General features: G+C 45.8%; 19 protein-coding genes, 2 tRNA genes and 1 pseudogene. 6 read left to right on the top strand and 16 right to left on the bottom strand.

The window, feature by feature from the left end:
* Positions 1–39: 39 nt before the first annotated feature.
* Together M1B78_RS05740 and M1B78_RS05735 are read left to right on the top strand one after the other, a co-directional pair.
* Complete coding sequence (locus M1B78_RS05740) at positions 40–1,143, top strand: efflux RND transporter periplasmic adaptor subunit (protein WP_257940140.1); 1,104 nt, start codon at positions 40–42, stop codon at positions 1,141–1,143.
* A gap of 30 nt (positions 1,144–1,173) precedes the next feature.
* Positions 1,174–2,502 (top strand): TolC family protein, encoded by a 1,329-nt coding sequence (locus M1B78_RS05735; RefSeq protein ID WP_257940139.1) that lies wholly within the window; start codon positions 1,174–1,176, stop codon positions 2,500–2,502.
* An 84-nt stretch (positions 2,503–2,586) separates the two neighbouring features.
* Here M1B78_RS05735 and M1B78_RS05730 read toward each other — a convergent pair whose 3' ends face one another.
* The 3 genes from M1B78_RS05730 to M1B78_RS05720 form a co-directional block, all read right to left on the bottom strand.
* On the bottom strand, positions 2,587–3,504 hold the full coding sequence (locus M1B78_RS05730; RefSeq protein ID WP_257940138.1) for a hypothetical protein: 918 nt from the start codon (positions 3,502–3,504) through the stop codon (positions 2,587–2,589).
* Positions 3,505–3,517: 13 nt separating this feature from the next.
* Positions 3,518–4,207, bottom strand: coding sequence for a DUF4476 domain-containing protein (locus tag M1B78_RS05725; RefSeq protein WP_257940137.1), 690 nt, complete (start codon positions 4,205–4,207; stop codon positions 3,518–3,520).
* A gap of 100 nt (positions 4,208–4,307) precedes the next feature.
* Positions 4,308–5,144, bottom strand: a complete 837-nt coding sequence (locus M1B78_RS05720) for a CvfB family protein (RefSeq protein ID WP_257930973.1) — start codon at positions 5,142–5,144, stop codon at positions 4,308–4,310.
* 194 nt (positions 5,145–5,338) lie between these two features.
* On the opposite strand from M1B78_RS05720, the gene M1B78_RS05715 reads away from it, so the two are divergent.
* From M1B78_RS05715 to M1B78_RS05700, 4 genes are all read left to right on the top strand, one after another.
* On the top strand, positions 5,339–6,340 hold the full coding sequence (locus M1B78_RS05715; protein WP_136009657.1) for a malate dehydrogenase: 1,002 nt from the start codon (positions 5,339–5,341) through the stop codon (positions 6,338–6,340).
* 137 nt (positions 6,341–6,477) lie between these two features.
* Positions 6,478–6,550: transfer RNA gene (locus M1B78_RS05710), tRNA-Phe, on the top strand.
* A gap of 15 nt (positions 6,551–6,565) precedes the next feature.
* Positions 6,566–6,641 (top strand) — tRNA-Pro (locus M1B78_RS05705).
* A 125-nt stretch (positions 6,642–6,766) separates the two neighbouring features.
* Complete coding sequence (locus M1B78_RS05700) at positions 6,767–7,921, top strand: tyrosine-type recombinase/integrase (RefSeq protein WP_035449745.1); 1,155 nt, start codon at positions 6,767–6,769, stop codon at positions 7,919–7,921.
* 62 nt (positions 7,922–7,983) lie between these two features.
* Here M1B78_RS05700 and M1B78_RS05695 read toward each other — a convergent pair whose 3' ends face one another.
* The 13 genes and pseudogenes from M1B78_RS05695 to M1B78_RS05635 form a co-directional block, all read right to left on the bottom strand.
* A complete protein-coding gene (locus tag M1B78_RS05695) occupies positions 7,984–8,289 on the bottom strand; it encodes a hypothetical protein (RefSeq protein WP_257940136.1) in 306 nt (101 codons plus the stop codon).
* 177 nt (positions 8,290–8,466) lie between these two features.
* Complete coding sequence (locus M1B78_RS05690) at positions 8,467–8,826, bottom strand: peroxisomal biogenesis factor 3 (protein ID WP_257940135.1); 360 nt, start codon at positions 8,824–8,826, stop codon at positions 8,467–8,469.
* Entirely contained in the window at positions 8,823–9,020 is a 198-nt protein-coding gene (locus M1B78_RS05685; protein ID WP_257940134.1) for a hypothetical protein, read from the bottom strand. Before M1B78_RS05685 ends, M1B78_RS05690 begins: the two co-directional genes overlap by 4 nt.
* A 317-nt stretch (positions 9,021–9,337) precedes the next feature.
* Entirely contained in the window at positions 9,338–9,823 is a 486-nt protein-coding gene (locus tag M1B78_RS05680; protein ID WP_035449760.1) for a hypothetical protein, read from the bottom strand.
* 177 nt (positions 9,824–10,000) lie between these two features.
* Positions 10,001–10,405, bottom strand: coding sequence for a hypothetical protein (locus M1B78_RS05675; RefSeq protein ID WP_257931744.1), 405 nt, complete (start codon positions 10,403–10,405; stop codon positions 10,001–10,003).
* Positions 10,406–10,664: 259 nt separating this feature from the next.
* Positions 10,665–11,060: a type II toxin-antitoxin system HicB family antitoxin gene (locus M1B78_RS05670; RefSeq protein WP_057253973.1), complete on the bottom strand. Its 396-nt coding sequence runs from the start codon at positions 11,058–11,060 to the stop codon at positions 10,665–10,667.
* Positions 11,061–11,101: 41 nt separating this feature from the next.
* Positions 11,102–11,305, bottom strand: a complete 204-nt coding sequence (locus M1B78_RS05665; RefSeq protein ID WP_057253971.1) for a type II toxin-antitoxin system HicA family toxin — start codon at positions 11,303–11,305, stop codon at positions 11,102–11,104.
* A 67-nt stretch (positions 11,306–11,372) separates the two neighbouring features.
* Positions 11,373–13,148, bottom strand: a complete 1,776-nt coding sequence (locus tag M1B78_RS05660; RefSeq protein WP_257940133.1) for a hypothetical protein — start codon at positions 13,146–13,148, stop codon at positions 11,373–11,375.
* Positions 13,145–16,699 carry a phage tail tape measure protein gene (locus M1B78_RS05655; RefSeq protein WP_257940132.1) on the bottom strand — a complete coding sequence of 1,185 codons (3,555 nt, stop codon included), beginning with the start codon at positions 16,697–16,699 and terminating at the stop codon, positions 13,145–13,147. Before M1B78_RS05655 ends, M1B78_RS05660 begins: the two co-directional genes overlap by 4 nt.
* Positions 16,686–17,228, bottom strand: a complete 543-nt coding sequence (locus M1B78_RS05650) for a hypothetical protein (RefSeq protein ID WP_005829029.1) — start codon at positions 17,226–17,228, stop codon at positions 16,686–16,688. Before M1B78_RS05650 ends, M1B78_RS05655 begins: the two co-directional genes overlap by 14 nt.
* 64 nt (positions 17,229–17,292) lie before the next feature.
* Positions 17,293–17,817, bottom strand: a complete 525-nt coding sequence (locus M1B78_RS05645) for a glycoside hydrolase family 108 protein (protein ID WP_005829027.1) — start codon at positions 17,815–17,817, stop codon at positions 17,293–17,295.
* 48 nt (positions 17,818–17,865) lie between these two features.
* A complete protein-coding gene (locus tag M1B78_RS05640) occupies positions 17,866–18,468 on the bottom strand; it encodes a master DNA invertase Mpi family serine-type recombinase (protein ID WP_257940131.1) in 603 nt (200 codons plus the stop codon).
* Between the two features lie 22 nt (positions 18,469–18,490).
* Positions 18,491–18,858: pseudogene (locus M1B78_RS05635) on the bottom strand (invertase); the annotation flags it as partial.

Below are 18,858 nucleotides of genomic sequence, written 5' to 3'. Positions count from 1 at the left end.
GGCTATATCAATCGTAAATAATTAAATCGTAAATATAAGATGAAAACAAAGAAGTTTCTGAAAATCGCATTATTGGTAGTAATTGCTGCCTTATTCATTTGGACATTCGTATTTCTGTACCAGAAGTCCCAACCTAAAGTAACAGTATACGAAACAATAGTTCCGGAAGTGACAGACCTTGAAAAGACTACCGTAGCCACCGGCAAAGTGGAACCGAGAGATGAAGTCCTTATCAAGCCACAGATTTCCGGTATCATTGCCGAAGTATACAAGGAAGCAGGACAAAGCGTAAAGCAAGGGGAAGTACTTGCCAAAGTAAAGGTAATACCCGAATTAGGACAATTGAACTCTGCCGAAAGCCGTGTACGATTGGCAGAAATCAACGCAACCCAAGCAGAGACAGATTTTGCACGTACCCAGAAACTGTACAACGACAAGCTTATCAGCGCTGAAGAGTACGAAAAAGGGGAAGTAAGCGTGAAGCAGGCACGCGAGGAACTGCAGACAGCAAAAGATAACCTGGAAATTGTAAAGGAAGGCATCACCAAGAACAGCGCCTCTTTCAGCAGCACATTGATTCGTTCTACCATCACCGGTCTGATTCTGGATGTGCCCATCAAAGTAGGTAACTCGGTTATCATGAGTAACACTTTCAATGACGGAACCACCATCGCTACCGTTGCCAACATGAACGATTTGATTTTCCGCGGTAATATTGACGAAACGGAAGTGGGTCGTGTACACGAAGGCATGCCGGTGAAACTGACAATCGGCGCCCTGCAGAATCTTTCGTTCGATGCCACACTGGAATACATATCTCCGAAGGGTGTGGAAGAAAACGGTGCCAACCAGTTTGAAATCAAAGCTGCCATTGCCGCACCGGACAGCGTACAGATACGTTCCGGCTATTCTGCCAACGCAGAAATCGTATTGGACCGTGCCCGGAAAATACTTGCCGTACCGGAAAGTACCGTTGAATTCAATGGTGACAGCACCTTTGTATACGTAATGACAGACAGCGTACCGGTACAGAAGTTCGAACGCCGCCCCATCCAGGTCGGCATGAGTGACGGCATAAAAATTGCCATCAAAAGCGGCATCACTGCCCAAGACAAGATTCGCAGTGCAGAGAAAAAGGATTAACAAACGGAATAGCTTAAAAAGATATACGATATGAATAAAAAGATATTCTTATACCTCGCAATATTCGGCAGTATCTCAGTGCAGGCGCAGGAACGATGGTCTTTACGCCAATGCATAGACTATGCCATCGAGCATAACATCAGTATCCGCCAGACAGCCAACGCTGCCGAACAGAGTGCTGTCGAAGTAAATACAGCCAAATGGGCACGACTGCCGAACCTGAATGCCAGTGCCGGCCAGAGCTGGAACTGGGGACGTACGCAAACAGCCATCAAAAATGAGGATACGGGAGACTATTCCACTGTATACGTCAACACCAGCAGCCACGGCACTAATATGTCTGTCAATACCAGCATACCTATCTTTACCGGTCTGGAAATTCCCCACCAGTATGCATTGGCCAAACTAAACCTCAAAGCTGCCATTGCCGACCTGGACAAAGCCAAGGAAGACATTGCCATCAATATAGCTTCGGCCTACCTTCAGGTGCTGTTCAATGAAGAGCTCCACCAGGTGGCGTTGGGACAAGTGCAATTGAGCAAAGAGCAATATGTCCGCATCAGCCGGCTTGCCGACTTGGGAAAAGCCTCTCCGGCAGAACTGGCAGAAGCCAAAGCACGTGTGGCACAAGACGAGATGAATGTAGTGCAGACAAACAACAACTATAAGTTGGCCCTGCTCGACCTTAGCCAGCTTATCGAACTGGAAACACTGGAAGGGTTCAATCTGGAATCTCCGGCAGTCAATCTGAATCTGGTTCCTCTCACTCCTCCGGATGAAATATTCCAAACAGCTATGGTAAGTAAAGCCTCCATCCAGGCTGCACAGTTCCGTTTGGAGGGTAGCAAGCACAGCATCCGCATCGCCCAGAGCAACTACTACCCACAACTGAACCTGAACGGTAGTCTCGGTACGAATTACTATTCTACCATCGACCGTACTTTCAGCCAGCAGATGAACGATAACTTCAACAAATATGTAGGATTCAACCTCAGCGTACCTATTTTCAACCGTCTCTCTACCCGTAACCGGGTACGCACGGCACGCCTGCAACGCGAGAACTATGCCTTGCAACTGGATAATGCCAAAAAGACGCTTTACAAGGAAATCCAGCAGGCATGGTACAACGCCGCTGCTGCCGAAAGCAAATATACCAGTAGCCATACAGCCACCGTTGCCAGCGAAGAGTCTTTCAAGCTGATGAGCGAAAAGTATGAGAACGGAAAAGCAAATGCCGTAGAATACAATGAAGCAAAACAGAACCTTATGAAATCCCAATCAGACGAATTGCAAGCCAAGTATGACTATCTGTTCCGTACCAAGATTCTGGATTTCTATAAGGGAGAACCGATTGAATAAAAAAAGAAGTATAATTTTAGTTGTTGTGTTTGATTCTCCCCTCTCCCTGCCTCCAGGCTGACAAGAGGGGAGTTTTTTGTTCTTCTATCTCCTTTCCGAAGAGCGGGAAGAGCTACTGCCGGTAGAACTGCGGGTAGTGCTTGAAGAGCTGCTGCGACGGCTTTCGGAACTCCGTATGCCGGAAGCATTTCTTCTTTCCTTGCTTGCCGTCTTTACCCTGCTACGGCTGGGGCTCTTATCATTATTTTTAGTTCTTGTGGTTTCTATTTTCTCTTTACTCGACTTTCTGCCACTATCCACACTACTACGTCGCGTACTGCTGTTACGTGTACCTGTGCTAATGCGATTATTACTACCGTTGCTACGTCGCGTGGTATATACATCATCCCTGCCTGCCGGACGCTTATGCGAATTAGGGCGGATGTTCACCGAACCGAAATCTGAACGGCGGCTGGTGTGATACGACTTTTCATTCCGAATACTCCACGAACCGGTATAGTGCGGATGATGGTAACGCCCGCGATAATAGCTGTTGTGATAGTGCGTACGACAATGCCCACCGCAATATGTACGGTAATGATACGGCCGCGGGAAATAGAAATGATTATGATTGGTGTAAGTGATGTAAACCCTAAAAGACCAACGCCCACCACTTACATAAACCGGACGGTAAAAATAGGCGGCCTGCATAAAACGGCCGTACTGTCGGTTATTCAGCACCCATCGAAGGTCGTCATTGCGCACATCCAGATAATCGTAATAGCGATTCAAAGCCCATTCCTCCCCCCGAAGTACGTCATCCATCAAATAGCGTATACCGGAAATGAAATCATAGTTTATTTCGTACACGTCATTATACTGTTCTGTATTCAGGTTCAATTCATAAGCCATCTTGTCCGTAAGAAAGCGGGTCTCTTTACGCACTTTGCTGTTGCTCATTGCCGCACTGCAAACAGCTGTACTCATCATAGCGGCAAGAAATATAAATATAATCCGTTTCATAATCCCTCCTTTTTTAGTTATTCTTCTCATGATATTGTTTAATGAAAGCATTTATCTCGTTCTTGTCCGACGAGAAGGTCAGCTTTTCTATCGCATAATAGAAATTCGGTTTATCGGCTATTTTAGGATAAATCTTCTTCATCAACTGCTTCTTCTCACTATCGAAACGATAAAAATCCATCAGACGGATACACTGGTCAGTAGTGAACCAAGAGGTCAGCAAGGCATGGTCTAGTACTTCCTTGCGGTCTGAATCGAAGTTCTGTTTTTCCATCAGCCCCATGAACTGTTCGAAGGCAGAAGGAGACATTACCCGTTCATACTGTCCTTCTATCGGTCTGTCACCTGGCCTGCCGGGTTTGTGATGATTGGAAGTACCCCGGTTTCCACTGACTCTTTTGTCTTTCGGAATGAGAATATCTTTCACTTCATTGATGGAGCAATGCACACGTTCATCATACAACAGTTTTCCTCTTCGGGGATTCTCCCCATGGGATGGTGCTTCATAAACCTCCACCTGGTAACTACCATGCAGATTGGCAACAAAACAACTGAAAGTAGGCAGGCAAATCTGCTGCCCGTCAACCAATACCACAATTTTACGGTGTGGACTTTCTATACGGATTCCATCTATGGACACCGCTTTCATTGCGGGCAACATTGCCAGAAGCAGATAAACACTCAGTATTAAATGACGTATCATAACTTTTCTTTTTTTATTGTACGACAAAAATAGGGAGAGGAAATTCCCCTCCCTAATGATTATCTCTATTTACGAGTAGGGAAATTCCTAATGACAGGAACTAATTCCTAATCTTGATTTCATCTTCCTCCAATACAACCAAATGTTTCTTGTACAAGTCGCCCACAGCTTTCTTGAAGGTTTTCTTGCTAACACCGAAAGTTACATAGATTTCTTCTGCCGGACTCTTGTCATTCAAGGTTGTCCGTCCACCCTGCTTACGGATATAGTCCAGCAGCGTAGCTGAGAAATCTTCTACTTTAGCCTGCCCCGGTTTTTGCAGCAGCAGGTCTATCTTGCCGTCTTCACGCACCTGCTTCACGTATGCCTTCATCGTCATGCCCGTGTGCAGTGGCTGAAATATCTCGTTCTCGTACAGCAAGCCGCCATATTCATTGTTTATGATTGTCTTGAATCCCAGGTCCGTCTTCTGCCAAATCAGGATATCCACCTCCTGCCCCGGCTCATAAGCAGCCTTCTCTTTGGAAAGATAACGTTCTACCTTGGCCGATGCCACGATGCGATAGCTCTCATCGTCCAGATGGGCATGAACCACATACTTCTTTCCCACCTGCATCTTCATCTTTTGCTCGCGGAAAGGGACAAAAAGATCCTTCATCAATCCCCAGTTGAGGAAAGCGCCATACTGGTTAATCCACGCCACCTCCAAGCAGGCAAACTGTCCGACCTGCACCAGCGGTGTCAAGGTAGTGGCAACCAGGCGTTCTTCATTATCAAGGTATATAAAAACGTTCAGTTCGTCTCCCACTTTACAGTCTTGGGGAACATAACGCGACGGGAGCAGAATTTCACCTTCTTCGCCACCGTCCAGATACATGCCGAAGTCTACCTCTTTCACCACTTCCAGCGTATTGTACTTTCCTAACTCAATGCTCATAGTTTCTTACTTATCTTCATTTTCCCAACAAAGATAAGTAATTTAGGTACAATACAGCAGTTAGGAAAGAATAAATAACTTTTTGCTCTAAAAGATAACTTTTTTCTATGAACAACTCTCTTCAAAAAGGGTTATCTTTGTATCGTGACAATCAGCAAGAAAAGATATTACTCACTTTTAAATAAAAAAAGATTATGGAATTTCTGACAAATGACAAATTGACAATCGTCGGCGCAGCCGGCATGATTGGTTCAAACATGGCGCAGACAGCAATCATGATGCATCTCACTCCGAACCTATGTCTGTACGACCCTTATGCTCCCGGACTGGAAGGTGTGGCCGAAGAGCTGTTCCACTGCGGATTCGAAGGAATGAACATCACATTTACCTCCGACATCAAGGAAGCGCTGACCGGCGCTAAGTATGTAGTATCATCAGGTGGTGCCGCCCGCAAAGCAGGCATGACGCGTGAAGACTTATTGAAGGGGAATGCCGCTATTGCCGAAGAATTCGGTAAGAATGTAAAAGCCTACTGCCCCGATGTAAAGCACGTGGTTGTTATTTTCAATCCTGCCGACATCACCGGTCTGATTACCCTATTGTATTCCGGCCTGAAACCTTCACAAGTGACCACACTGGCTGCCCTCGACAGTACCCGCCTGCGCAGCGAGCTTTCCAAGCACTTCGGCATTGCTCCCGACAAAATCGAGAATTGCCGTACCTACGGCGGTCATGGTGAGCAGATGGCCGTATACGCCTCTACCGCCAAAGTGGACGGTAAACCGTTGCTCGACATCATCGGTACCCCTGCCTTGACCAAAGAACAATGGGCTGAAATCCAGACTAAGGTAACCAAAGGCGGTGCCAACATCATCGCCCTCCGTGGACGTTCTTCCTTCCAGAGCCCGGCATACGTCTCCATCGAAATGATAGCCGCAGCGATGGGGGGCAAACCGTTCCGCTGGCCTGCCGGTACATATGTACACAGCCACGGCTTCGACCACATCATGATGGCAATGGAAACTGAAATTACCAAAGACGGTGTACACTACAAGGAGCTGAACGGCACACCCGAAGAAGAAACCAAGCTGAAAGAAAGCTATGCCCACCTCTGCAAACTTCGTGACGAGGTGATAGAAATGGGTGTACTGCCTGCCATCAAAGACTGGCACAGCATCAATCCGAATATCGACTAATTTCTTCGATAGCAAGTGATTCTCAAAAGTAAGGTGCCTCGTTCCATAGAGTATGAGGCACCTTTTTAGATATTTTTTCCTCAAAAAGTCTTGCAGTATAAAAAAAACTCTTTATCTTTGCACCCGCAAACGAAAAAGGTGCCATAGCTCAGTTGGTAGAGCAAAGGACTGAAAATCCTTGTGTCCCCGGTTCGATTCCTGGTGGCACCACTTTTCAAAAGCAATCGGAATGTAGCGCAGTTGGTAGCGCACTACGTTCGGGACGTAGGGGTCGGGCGTTCGAGTCGCCTCATTCCGACCAATTATGCGATAAGTCACTGTTCAACAGTGACTTATTTCGTTTTTAAGGCAAACAGCCGGGACGAAATCGGGACGAGAAATATTAACGTATTTGTTTTTGCTTCCGGGCGAAAACAAATAAAAAAAATGTCTAATTGTCAGCAAGTTAAAAGTTACACACCTCCGGTGCTGCACACCGGCAAAGACTGGTACATTGACTTCTATGCTTTCTGTCCGGCCACCGGAGCCATGAAGCGCAAGAAATTCAAGCTCAACTACATTGATTCAATCAAGGAAAGGCGGAAGTATGCCAAGGACTTCATGAACCGCATATCGGAAAAGCTGGCTGTCGGCTGGAACCCTTGGATAGAGCAGGAATCCGGCTCCGCATACATGCTCTTCAGCGAAGTCATAGACCGGTACCGCACATTTCTTGCAAAGATGCTGCGCGACGGACGCTACCGTCAGGAAACAATCAAGTCGTATTCCTCCTACCTCCGGAATATGGAAACGTTCAACGAGGAGAAGAAAGTGCCCATCACCTATATCTACCAGTTCGACAAGGATTTCTGTGTCCTGCTTCTGGACGAGGTCTACATCACAAGGGACAATACCGCCTTTACCCGTGACAATTACCTGGGATTCCTGAAATCCTTCTCCACCTTCTGTCTGAGCCACAACTACATCACCAAGAACCCGACCGAAGGCATCAGCAGCCTTGGACGGCGCGGAAAGAAGAAGATAAGGTGTGTCATCGAGGAGGACAAGCTGCAGAAGATACATGGCTATCTGCTCGAGAAGAACCCGTACATGCTGCTGGCGAGCTATATCCTGTATTACTGCTTCATACGCCCGGCAGAAATGACACGCCTCAAACTGAAAAACATCAGTCTGGCCAGACAGACCATCTTTGTCGAGGACACCATATCCAAGAATCGGAAGGACGGTACCATCACGCTGCCGACAAAGGTCATCCATCTCATGCTCGACCTGAAAATATTCGACTACCCGGGAGACTACTACCTGTTCTCGGACGGACTGAAGCCGGGAAAAAGGGAACGGACCGAAAAGATGTTCCGTGACTGGTGGGCACGGCATGTACGGAAAGACCTGAAGCTGTCGGCAAAGTACAAGTTCTATTCATTGAAGGATACCGGAATAACCAACATGCTCCGGCATTATGACGTATTGAGCGTACGTGACCAGGCACGACATAGCAGCATCCTCATGACGGACATATATACACCGCACGATATTCAGGAAGCGAATAGCCTGATAAAGAATTACGATGGTATATTTTAAAAAAAGCCCCTACTCTCACGAGCAAGGACTTCAAAAATAAAAAAAATGTCCGGTTAATGTGTTTATGGCTTCTCATACAGCACCCAATACGGCTGTCCTGCCAGGTACTCCACATGGTATCTGGCATCAGTCAGCTGCTTGGTCAGCTCCATCGGAGCGACATCGACGATATTCGACAACTCGTACACCAGTTCGACTGTGGTTTTATAGCACTTCTGCGAAGTGGTACCGATAGGCGAATAGTTATGGCCGATAAAATCGGCTATGGCTTTTTGCCGTTCGGCTTGTTTTTTCTTCTGTTTATCTTCCTCTGAATTCTGAGCATTATCATTGTATGCCCGAAAACCTATTTTCCTATGATTGTTCATAATCACTGCCCTCCTCCTTTTTTAAATAATTAGTAAGGAACTTGTTAAATCGCACCAGTTCCTCATAGCCTATATCATTAATCTCACCATCACAGTTGCGTGCATACAATTGATATCTCACCGAATTGGTTCCTCCACTACCTGTATCCACAGTCTTGGTGATAAAGAATTCATCATTCATGCCTCACCTCCTTCCTGCTCCAGCATATTCGCCTTTTCACTGAATTGATAAACGGAATGTACCTTGCAAATATCGAGAAAGAATACCGTGTCCGGGCATCCACCACTTATGACATGTGCCTCGATGCGTATAGTACAGTCACGTCCCAAAGGAGTAGCAGTACATTTCATACGTTTCATCTTGGGGTGTTCGGCATTGATGCGGTTAACCACATCGCCTATTTCATGCTTGAGTGCATCCAGGGAAAGTTCATCCTTGATAAGAACGTTTTTATACTTCTCTACATAATCAATAACCTTTTTCCATGCCCGGTTCTTGGGGGAATAGGTCTGCAGATGGTAAACAAAGAACATCATGCTTTGCCTCCTTTCTCATTAAAGGTGATGTCGACTGTCCCACCATTGACATAGATGGAAATGGATTTGTCACTACGTGCTGCACGGATACGTTTACGTCCGGCGCACAATTCAATACCCAACTGGGCAAACAGTTCTTGAACCTTCTCTGCGGATACATAGCGTCCGTGGGCGCTTTGATTTTGTTTTTTCATACTGTTTGATTGTTTCGCTATAGGCAGAAAAACGGCTGCCATTTCCCGTGTCGCGAAACAATCAAACAGTTGTCACTCCGTAGAGCAAAACAAATTGATGGGAAAGGCAGCCGCCAATTTCGTATGTATCATTTTACTGACGTCAGTAAAATGGTCTATGTATGGGCATAAAAAAAGCCCATTATGTCATGAGCATTAACCGCGCTCTGCGTACATGACTAACATGTTTGATTATTTCGCGTCACAAATATGCGGGTTTATTTTGAAATGGCAAAAGAAAAGCGGAGATTTTTTGTTTCTCCGCTTTTAATGTCACATTAAAAAGTTATACTGGCAGACAACCCACCTGGTGATGCTGACATTTTCAAGTATTTACCAGCCAACCATTCATAACGCAAACTCGAAGCATACAGAATGACAGCAGCCGCTCCAAAAATGACACTGGTTCCAGCAACAGCCACTTCATAGTCTTCGCTGTTATTAAAGAACCAGATTCCTCCACTGACGGCCGCACATGCTAAGGACGCTGTTTTGAATCGGGAAGATTTAAGCATCATGTGTCCAGCTTCAAATTGTGGATTCCCTACATCTGTTCTCAATTTTAACGACTGCATAAAAGTCATTGGCTGTTTTTCAGCATTTGGATTCTGCCCATCGACTCTCTCCGGATGTCCTGGAGGTATTTGCCTCTCGGTTGTTTCTGTGTTTCTACGATTTTCACGTCTCATTTCCGGACGTTCTTGTGCTAAAACAGTGTTTGCCACTAAGGACAGAACACAGATTAAAAATAAAACTCGTTTCATATTCAATTATTTATAGTATTTTTGCAAAAAAGAAAGTTATCATGAAATATACCGATAAAGATATACAGCAAGCCATAGAGCTTTCACAATATGCAGCCAATAAATGCTCTGAATTAGAGGATTACTCCATAGAGATGGAAGAACAGCTGTTTCGTTTACAACGGAAATGCAGTTTAATCAGAACATTGCAGATAACCACTCCCATAAGTTTGCTAATTGGTCTTTTGTTAGGACTCCTAATATAAAACCCACCGCTCCCCAAACAGCGCTGGCAATATTGATATAGTTTCCCCACAATGTCGTTTTCTTTATCCTGCTATCCAGCTCGTTTTCTTTTTCCTTCATCTCCAAATATTTGGCAAACCCCATTTTTACAGCTTTCTTGCCTTCGCGGGTCAAACAAATAGATTCAGTTTTTCCTTGTGCAGTAGAAATTAATCCTTCTGAATCTATGTCCGTTATGGCTTGCGTTATACGTTCCATATTATAACCTTTTTTTTGAAATTTGTCTTTAATATCCTTAGGATGAATAATGGTTTGTTCTGATATATATGTCAGAATGAAATCTTCCAATGAATTCATATCTAAAAAATCAATTCCTTATGCCGCGCGCCCACCGGAACCACCCGGAACCCGATTGAGTACGGGTTGCACGGCATAAGGAATTGAAACGTTTGGTTTATATTGGGCACTGCAAAGGTGTTAATTCTATTTCACATATCCAACAAAGAGAGACCAAAAAAGGCTTCCAACCCGTGGAAGCCCTCCTAATTGTCATTAAAAACCTTACGGTCTCGCGATTGACCGAGAAGTATCTTTCAATCCATTATCGGAATTTACATCATGCCAAGTGCACCTGGCTTATGTCGTTCAGAAAGCCATGCAATGCGCTTTCTATTTTTTCAACCTGAGCTTTACGCGGTTTTTTCAGACCGGATGCGTAATGTCCCAAAAGTTTCTGGTTGACCCCTGTTATACGCTCCAATGCAGCCTTTGTAAAAATGCCGCTATAATACTGGAGGAACGACTGTACATCAAAAGTCCATTCTACGGATATTTCTCCTTGTAATTCTTTAGGGACTGTAGAATTATGTTTTTTATACAGTTCAATGGAGGCAAGAAGATTCTCTTTTGTTTCCTGCACAGTTTCACCCTCTCCATAGATACCAGGAACATTGTCAGCCCACGCACCGAACAAGTCCGGTCCTTTTTCAATTGTCACTTTAAGTTTTCCCATAATAAAATCCTCCTTTCAAACATATAGAGAAAAGGGGGAGCTTATTCAAGCTCCATATCCCTGATAATTTTCTTTCTTAGTCCTTCACCCATTTCTTTGGCGCCGTGGTAGGGCACCGGGTATCTGATACCGTTCTTGTCTTCATAAATCCGATGGCTCCCGTCTCCTTCACCTTTTATCCAGTGCCATCCTCTTTTCTTTCCACGTTTCAGTATCTGACTATGAAATTCTCTTGATTTAACCATATCTTAGTTGTTTCAATGATGCAAAGGTAGTAAAAATTCTACTTTATGCAAATAAAAAGAGCTTTTTTTATTCTATTCGGTAAAAAGTCCCCTTCAGTACCTTGCTTAATCCATCAACATCTATTTCCGTCTCAATCTTCTCGCACAAATACTGCTTGTTGCCTATAAGAAACACCTTATTCACATCTGGCAGCTTATTGGCTTGGAACTGGATTGTGTAAGGGATATTGGAGTGAAACAGACTGAGTGTCGACAACCGATGTCCGACACTGTCCGGACAAACATCGTTCAAGCTTAGGGAATACGGAAGGAAGTCCGTGAGCTGTGCTCCGGTCTTCTGCTGGTAGTCCGTAAAAGGATAGGCATAATCATAGGCATGTGTCTGACCGCTGTAAGTTACGTTCTGCCGGTTGAACTTACCGGTATTGACAGCCACTTCCATGTGCCCGTTTTTTTCCTGCTTCTCCTTCAGCTCCACGTCACCGTTTATGGCTTCCTGGACATTGAAGCGCTCCTGCTTGGCAACAGTAGCCTGGTAGCCCACCGCGGGTATGTTCAATACCATGGAGGTGTACGGACGGGACAAATCGTAATCAGCTACAGAGCCATACACACCGACATTGAACTGAATAATTTTAGCCGGGACGATTCCGAGTGAGGTCTCTACATCGGACGATTCCGGGTCACGGATTAAATCCGCATACAAATTGACTTCACGCAGCGTATTCTTATCATTTTCATTGTAGTTGATATAATACCGTTTACCAACAATAAAGATTGTACTTTTCTTGTCACCGTCACCCATTCCGTTGTATGCGGCCAGCATTGCATCGTAAGAATCATATTCTTGTTTGTATGCAGCCTCTATGATGTCCCTTTCAATTCGCAGATAGCCGTCATCCGTATGGGAAGGCAGATTGTAGCCCACATTGCCAGTGCTCAAGTCTTTCTCATTCTTTTCATCTTCAATATCCACAGTGAACTCCCGTAGCAGGGAGGATGCAGGAATTATCTCCTTTCCGGATTCTGTAAAATAATCGTTAAGCCCTACGAGGCTCACTACTTTGGTGCGTTCGTTGACCACCGTAACCGCACAAAGGAATTTCTCCAGTTCATCAAAGAATTCGGAAACAGTCCAGTGCGGCAATGCGGCGGCCACCCGGTTGCTGCTTACCGCGCTGCATACATAAACGTTACGCAAGAAATTGTTATCAAAGAAGGAGGTATCGAACCTATAGCCAAAATGCCCCACTATTCTCTTGATGACTGTCAAAAGGTATGGTTGTACACATCGACGGCCATAATAGGGGCAAAGGGTAAAATTGTTCGTGCCGAACTCATAGATTGCATCGTTCTGAAGGTTCTCCCATTTGGCTTCCTGATAGAACACCGGCAACCATACAGCTTCAATGTCGTCCACCGAACCGTAGTAGTTCACCATATTGGCAGGTGGCTGGAAACGGTTCTGATTGTTGTTCGGCCAACTGATTGTACCTAAATCAAGTTCGTCAATATACAGATCATCATTCGTCAGCAGATTAAATTCCGCATTACCCGATACGAGCTGTACCTTAACCAGTGCATCTTCTACTGAGAGTAAAACCGCACTGCCGTAAAGCAGGCATCTGGCGTCAATGATGAGTGTGGCCGGAAGGATAGTCTTTTTTTTCGTCACATCCAGTCTGTTCACGTGCTTGAATATGGCATGATTGGCAGGCATGGGGAGTTCTATGTCCAAGGAATAATTGGAACTGCGGGTGAAATACGGATTCTCGGAGGTGAACGTGATGTTGAACCCTTCAGGAAGGGCGGCCAACTGCCCGTCAATGTATAATTCTGTCATTGCTTGTTGCGTGATTTATTGTTGTTCAACTTCTGATATTCTTTTTGTGCCTGGTTGATACCCCGTTTGCCGGTAACATAAGTTTCCGCTACCAAAGGGGCATCCAGCCTGTTTTTAAGCTTCCGCAATACGCGGGTACATTCTATCAGCATCGCCACCATAGCCGGGTCATTGGTCGTCGTTGTGGCACTGGCAGCGGGTGCTTTGGCTGGTACGGTACGTGTACTCTTTCCGGGACCTGCCACAGCCGCTATGTCTTCAGCTGTCAGATTACCGACATTACCGCTACGCTGTGCCACGTCAATGGCGTCGAATATCGGTCGCAGATTCGGATTGGCGACAGCGAAACGGTTGGCGACGAACTCGTTGGAATGCACGATGCCTTGTGGCTGATCCCAGTCACCGGACGGAGTAAAGCCGCCGGTGTAGAAATTGGAGATAAGCCCTTTGGCTGTCTCAAATGCGGCAGTTATCAGAGCAATCTCTCCGGCAGCTTTAGCTACACCTACGAAGCCGAGTGAACCTATATTCTTGATGGTGCGTTCGGTAACGGCCATAATCATCATACGTTCCAACGCATCAAGCGACATAGTAAGAATATTCTTCAGGAAGTCCTTGAGAGACACCTCGGAGTCCGTGAAGAATTGCGCCATGGTCTCTCCGAAGCCTTTCGCCAGGTCAGACAGTATGTCAAACCTCTCACGTTCAATCCGTTTTTCTTCTTCAGCATCTTTTTGGGCATCCTTCAGATTACGTTTACGCATCTGTTCACGTACCTGGTTTTTCTTCTCCTCACTGATTGCCGCGTCATTGAGAACCTTATGGTAATATACATCTTGCAGTCTGCGCAGCTCATTGAAATACTCCTCCTCGGAAGTCTTGTTTTCATAATGGTACATGGCGGCAGCTTCCACCTGCATTTGGTACTCTTTGTCCAAACGGGAAAACGTCTCTTCTGCCTGCTCCTTACGGCGTTTCTCTTCATCCTTGGCAGACTGTTCATCAAGCCTGCGCAATTCATCACGCGCCTTTATTTCCGCATCAAGTATTTGGTCATTGATACGTTGAATCTCTGAAGGCTCAAGCCCCTTGACCTTCAGCTTATCGTTGAGCAGTTGCATCTCCGCATCCCGCATTTGCTTGTTGTATTCCTCCTGGGTCATCTTATCGTCAGCGAGGTACTTCCGTTTGATGTCAGCGATGCGCCGATAGTAGTCGGCTTCAGCTTGGACGAACTTGTCTTTGGTAGTGTTGTTTTTATCGCAGGTGCAAGGTTTGTTCCCACATATCGGACATTTGCCTCCGTTACCACCACCATTGCCACCGGAATTTCCATCCGTTCCACTGTTTGTTTTGGTGGAAACTTCCAGCTCCTTGCTAATTTGTTCGTAAATGGTCATATAGCTTTCGATAGCCTTCTTAGTGTGTTCAATGTTGAATTTTAGCTGTTCTACCGCTGCATCGTAAGCGGTGAATCCAGTTTGGGCATACGTAGCACTTTCACGCGCTTTCTTTTGACCAGCCAATGCCTTGTCCAGTTCTACCTGGTATTCGATTAGTTTCTTGCTCTCGGACTCAATATAGGATGATGCACCTTTCAACATCGCCTCTTTTTGTAGCTGTTCTACATATCGGGCCTTGGCATCAGCCGCCTTTTGCGTGTTGATTGTCTCCAAAGTGATGTCACCCAAGTAATCGGGAGCAATCTTGTTGATTTTTTCCATGGCTTCTCTACGTTTATCCATAGCAACACGATTGTTTTGCGCTACCATCCACAAGGTATCCAACTCTTTGCGCTGGTCAGCGGTGGATTTGGCAGCCTCTTTTTGGAGACGATTTGTGGCTTTTTGAACATCAACGTACTCGTGGGCACGTTTGTATAAGTATAAAAAAGCTGCGCCACCTGCAAGAAGAACCGTAGATAGAGCACCTGCCGGACTCAGCTTCATAACCGTCCAAGCAGCCCGCATGGATTTTGCAGCAAGGTCCACACGGCCTTGCAGCACTTGCATGGCTCCTGCAAAGAGGTAGGTGGATACGCGGACAGTTTTTAGTAGTATATTATGTCCAGCTAAAAGCGTGCTCAACCTGCGAAGCTGGGTAAAAGAAGTAACGGTATAACCTGAAACTGTATTGACAGCAATACCGTAGGCAAGCTGTAATGCGGTAGCCGTCTTGGTGATGGCGTTCCAAGCCTTTGAAGCGATAGTGGCAGCTTTCGTCCGTAATGTGTAAACAGCGATACAAGATGCCACATATAGGACGGTACCACCCCATTTGTTGCACCAGTCAATCAATCCCGGCAAATACTTGAGCACATTGGTCAGCATATTCGTACTCACCGTCAGAGCCGGATTCAGTTTCTCTCCCAAATCAATGGCTGCCAGCTTCATCTTATTACGTGCCTGCTCCAGTTTGGCCTGTGCAGTATCACTGTTTATGGCCGCCTGCTCATACGCCACATTGGTACCGGTGACGGCAGCGGTGAAGTCTTTCACCATCTCTGTGTTCTGAAGGATTACGGATGTGGTATTGTAGCCTTCCTCCCCGAACATTTTCTTGATGGCGCCTGCGTCCATGTTCTTGTTCTTCAGATTCTCCAGTGCCTTATCCAACCCGACAATTTTAGGGTTGGTCTCGTCCGCTCCGGTCTGAAGAACAAGAAAGAATTTCTTCAATCCCGTTCCGGCCACTTCATCCTTTATACCCCGATAGGCAAGCGTTTCGATCAATGCGACCGTCTGTTCAATGGGAACATTGGCCGAAGCCGCTGCGGTACCTGCATTCCGGATAGCCTTTGCCTGGCTTGCGATATTGGCGGAACCTGCCTGGGAGCCGGCAGCCAATACGTTGGTAAACCGTCCTGCCTGGTCTGCTGCCGCCCCATATTGGTTGAGTGATAAAGTAAGCGAATCAACCGCTTCGTTCAGGGTGATGTCTTTGGCTGCCGCCTGCAACCGCATGGCTTCCTCCGTAACAGCCTTGAGCGCTTCCTTGTCTCCAAGCAGTTCCGGCTTGGCCGAACCGACCAGCATGAACGCATCCAGGATCTCGGCTGCCGATTGGCGGACACGCAAGCCCTCTTTTGTCATGGTGGTGGAAAGAGTCTTGGCCTGCCCGGTCAACCAGGCAATGCTGTCATCATCAAGTCCGGTCAAGGCTTTCAGTCCGGCCTGGGACTCCTCCAACTTGTTGCGTTCGTCTCTGATGGCGCGCAAGGCGAGGGTAAAACCGGTCAGGAAACCTATTACGGACAAGATAACTCCACCGAAACGGTTGAACCAGTCCACCATACTACCAATACTGACAGTCGCTTTCTTGGTTTCGGCGGTGATGCCTTTTATCTCCTGGCGATGCTGTTTTAAAATCCCCTGAAGATGCTGTATCTTCGCCATGGTGCGGTTGTATTCCTCAGAGCCGCGTGTCATTTCCTTAATGTCACGCTGTAGGCGTTTCATCTCCAAATCAATGGAATTGATGTCATTCTTAATTTCCTTGCCATCGATGTACAAGTAGACACCTCTTTTGACAGTCTTGTCATTTTTTGCCATAACGTTTTTCGATTGTTATTTTATCAAACTTCTGAAGCACATTCTTGAGTGCCTGGTCACCGTAATACTCTCCGGATAAATCAGCCAGTGATTCGATGTTATCCACAATGGGAGGGTCTAACCAGGGTAGGGGACTTCGCCGGATAACGGCATAGTGTTCGTCAACGGTACGCATGCGACGGATGCGATATTCAGAAACACGTAGAGAACGCAGTTCCTGACGTTTCTTCTTATCGCTCCATGCCGAATGTCCCTTCATTATAATTCCGTTCTTGACGATATATCCACGCCCGGCGCCATACTCCCGGTACGCACCATACCGGGCAAAGCGGAACCCCAGACCGACATAAGCCGGTCCACCTTCACGGTCTTTCAGCCAACGGGATTGTAGTTCCCTACGCAATCTACCGGTTGCGTGTGTCCGTTGTAGAATATTTACGGAGGTATTCCTAACTTTCCACGTCCAGTTCTCAACTCCTCGATTGAATTTCTCGGAGGTCATTAAACTCTTTTCTTCAGTTATTGCCATAAAAAAGCCTTTAGTTCCGGACACAAAACTAAAGGCTGAAAAGAGTGGAAAAAAGGACAAGAATTCAACGGACAGAGAACTTGAAATCATTGACCCGGTTCAGCCATCCTTTCCGGAATACAAGCTGCGACGGGTCCCTTTTACAGATTTCTTCAATAAACCGGATTCTGTCTGTCTTGATAGCTTCGAACAGCTGCCGTTGGTTGGCCAGATTGATACTTGCAACCGTCTGAGGACCTACGATGCCGTCTACATTGATTTGCAGTAGTTGTTGTACCCTTGTGATACCGGGACGTCCGGAGGCCCACACCCAATCCACACAGATGTTCGCAATGGACTGGTTGTGTATGAAGTCCGCTTGGTAACGGTCCCAATAATACTTCTTGAAAACATGAAAAACGTCGTCCGGAGTAATCATGCGTAAATCATCCGCATCAATGTCTCCGTCACCATCCTTGTCATAACCACATGATTTCCACGTAGACAAGGTTATCCCCATATTGGTTTTGCCACCTTTGTCATTTTTGTGGTCACTCCATCCGCCTTCCCATTTGCGGATGACCTTGAATAAGATTTCTGCTTTTGCCATAACTATGAATTAATAGAACAGTGGCAAAAGTAACGTATGACTTAATTTTTATGTAGGACATGACATTCTCCGCAAATGGTCATCCAATGTTTTAGGATTGCATTTAAGCTTACGACAGATAGCAGCCTTCGAATAACCATATTCGAGCATAGTTCTAATGAGAGGTTCCTTTCCTGTAAGCTTGTAATGCGAATTCTTTCCACCCTTATGCCGCCCTAATTTCTGTCCTTCGGCAACACGCCTGGCAAGGCCTTCTTTGGTCCGTTGGCTTATCAGGTCTCTCTCTATCTGGGCAGATAGGGAGAAGGCGAAAGCAAGTATTTGAGATTGAATGTTATTGCCCAATTCATATTTTTCTTTTACGGTTAGAACCGTGATTTTCTTTTGCATAAGTGTATTGAGGATTGACATAACTTCCATTAAACGGCGACCAAGCCTACTTATTTCAGAAGCTATAAGCGTATCACCTTTTTTCAGTTTCTTAATAAGTGGACCCAATTTTCGCTTTTGAACGGACTTGGTTCCGGATACCGTTTCCGATATCCACTTATCAATATTTAATTCTCTGACACGGGCAAACTTCTCGATTTCGAAGCGTTGGTTCTCAACAGTTTGTTTGTCTGTTGATACTCTAATGTATGCGTAAATCATTTTTTACGCAAAGATATGCAACTCAACGGCATGGCAGAAAATAACACATTCTGATAAGGTGCCTATCCAAAGTAACCGGATTGCATTGTAGCCTTCTGCAGATGGCAGCTTTTGAATAACCGTATTCGAACATCTTTTTTATTAACCGCTCTTTTCCAGTCAATTTATAATGGGAATTCTGAACACCAGGTTTTCGTCCAAGCTTCATCCCCATGGCTACCCTCCTGGCAAGTCCGGCTTTAGTTCTCCTTGATATATCTTCTCGCTCCCTTTGAGCAAATAAGACCTTTAAAAACGTATCTTGCACAGAATTTGAATCATCTTTAATAAGCTTGTCATCACGGATTTCCACAATATTGGCTTTGGCAATCAGACAATGAGATATGATAG

Source organism: Bacteroides muris (ex Fokt et al. 2023) (genome assembly GCF_024704895.1).
GTDB classification, from domain to species: domain Bacteria; phylum Bacteroidota; class Bacteroidia; order Bacteroidales; family Bacteroidaceae; genus Bacteroides; species Bacteroides muris.
The sequence above is the reverse complement of the archived record's forward strand: the minus strand, read 5'-3'. Positions and strand labels throughout refer to the sequence as shown.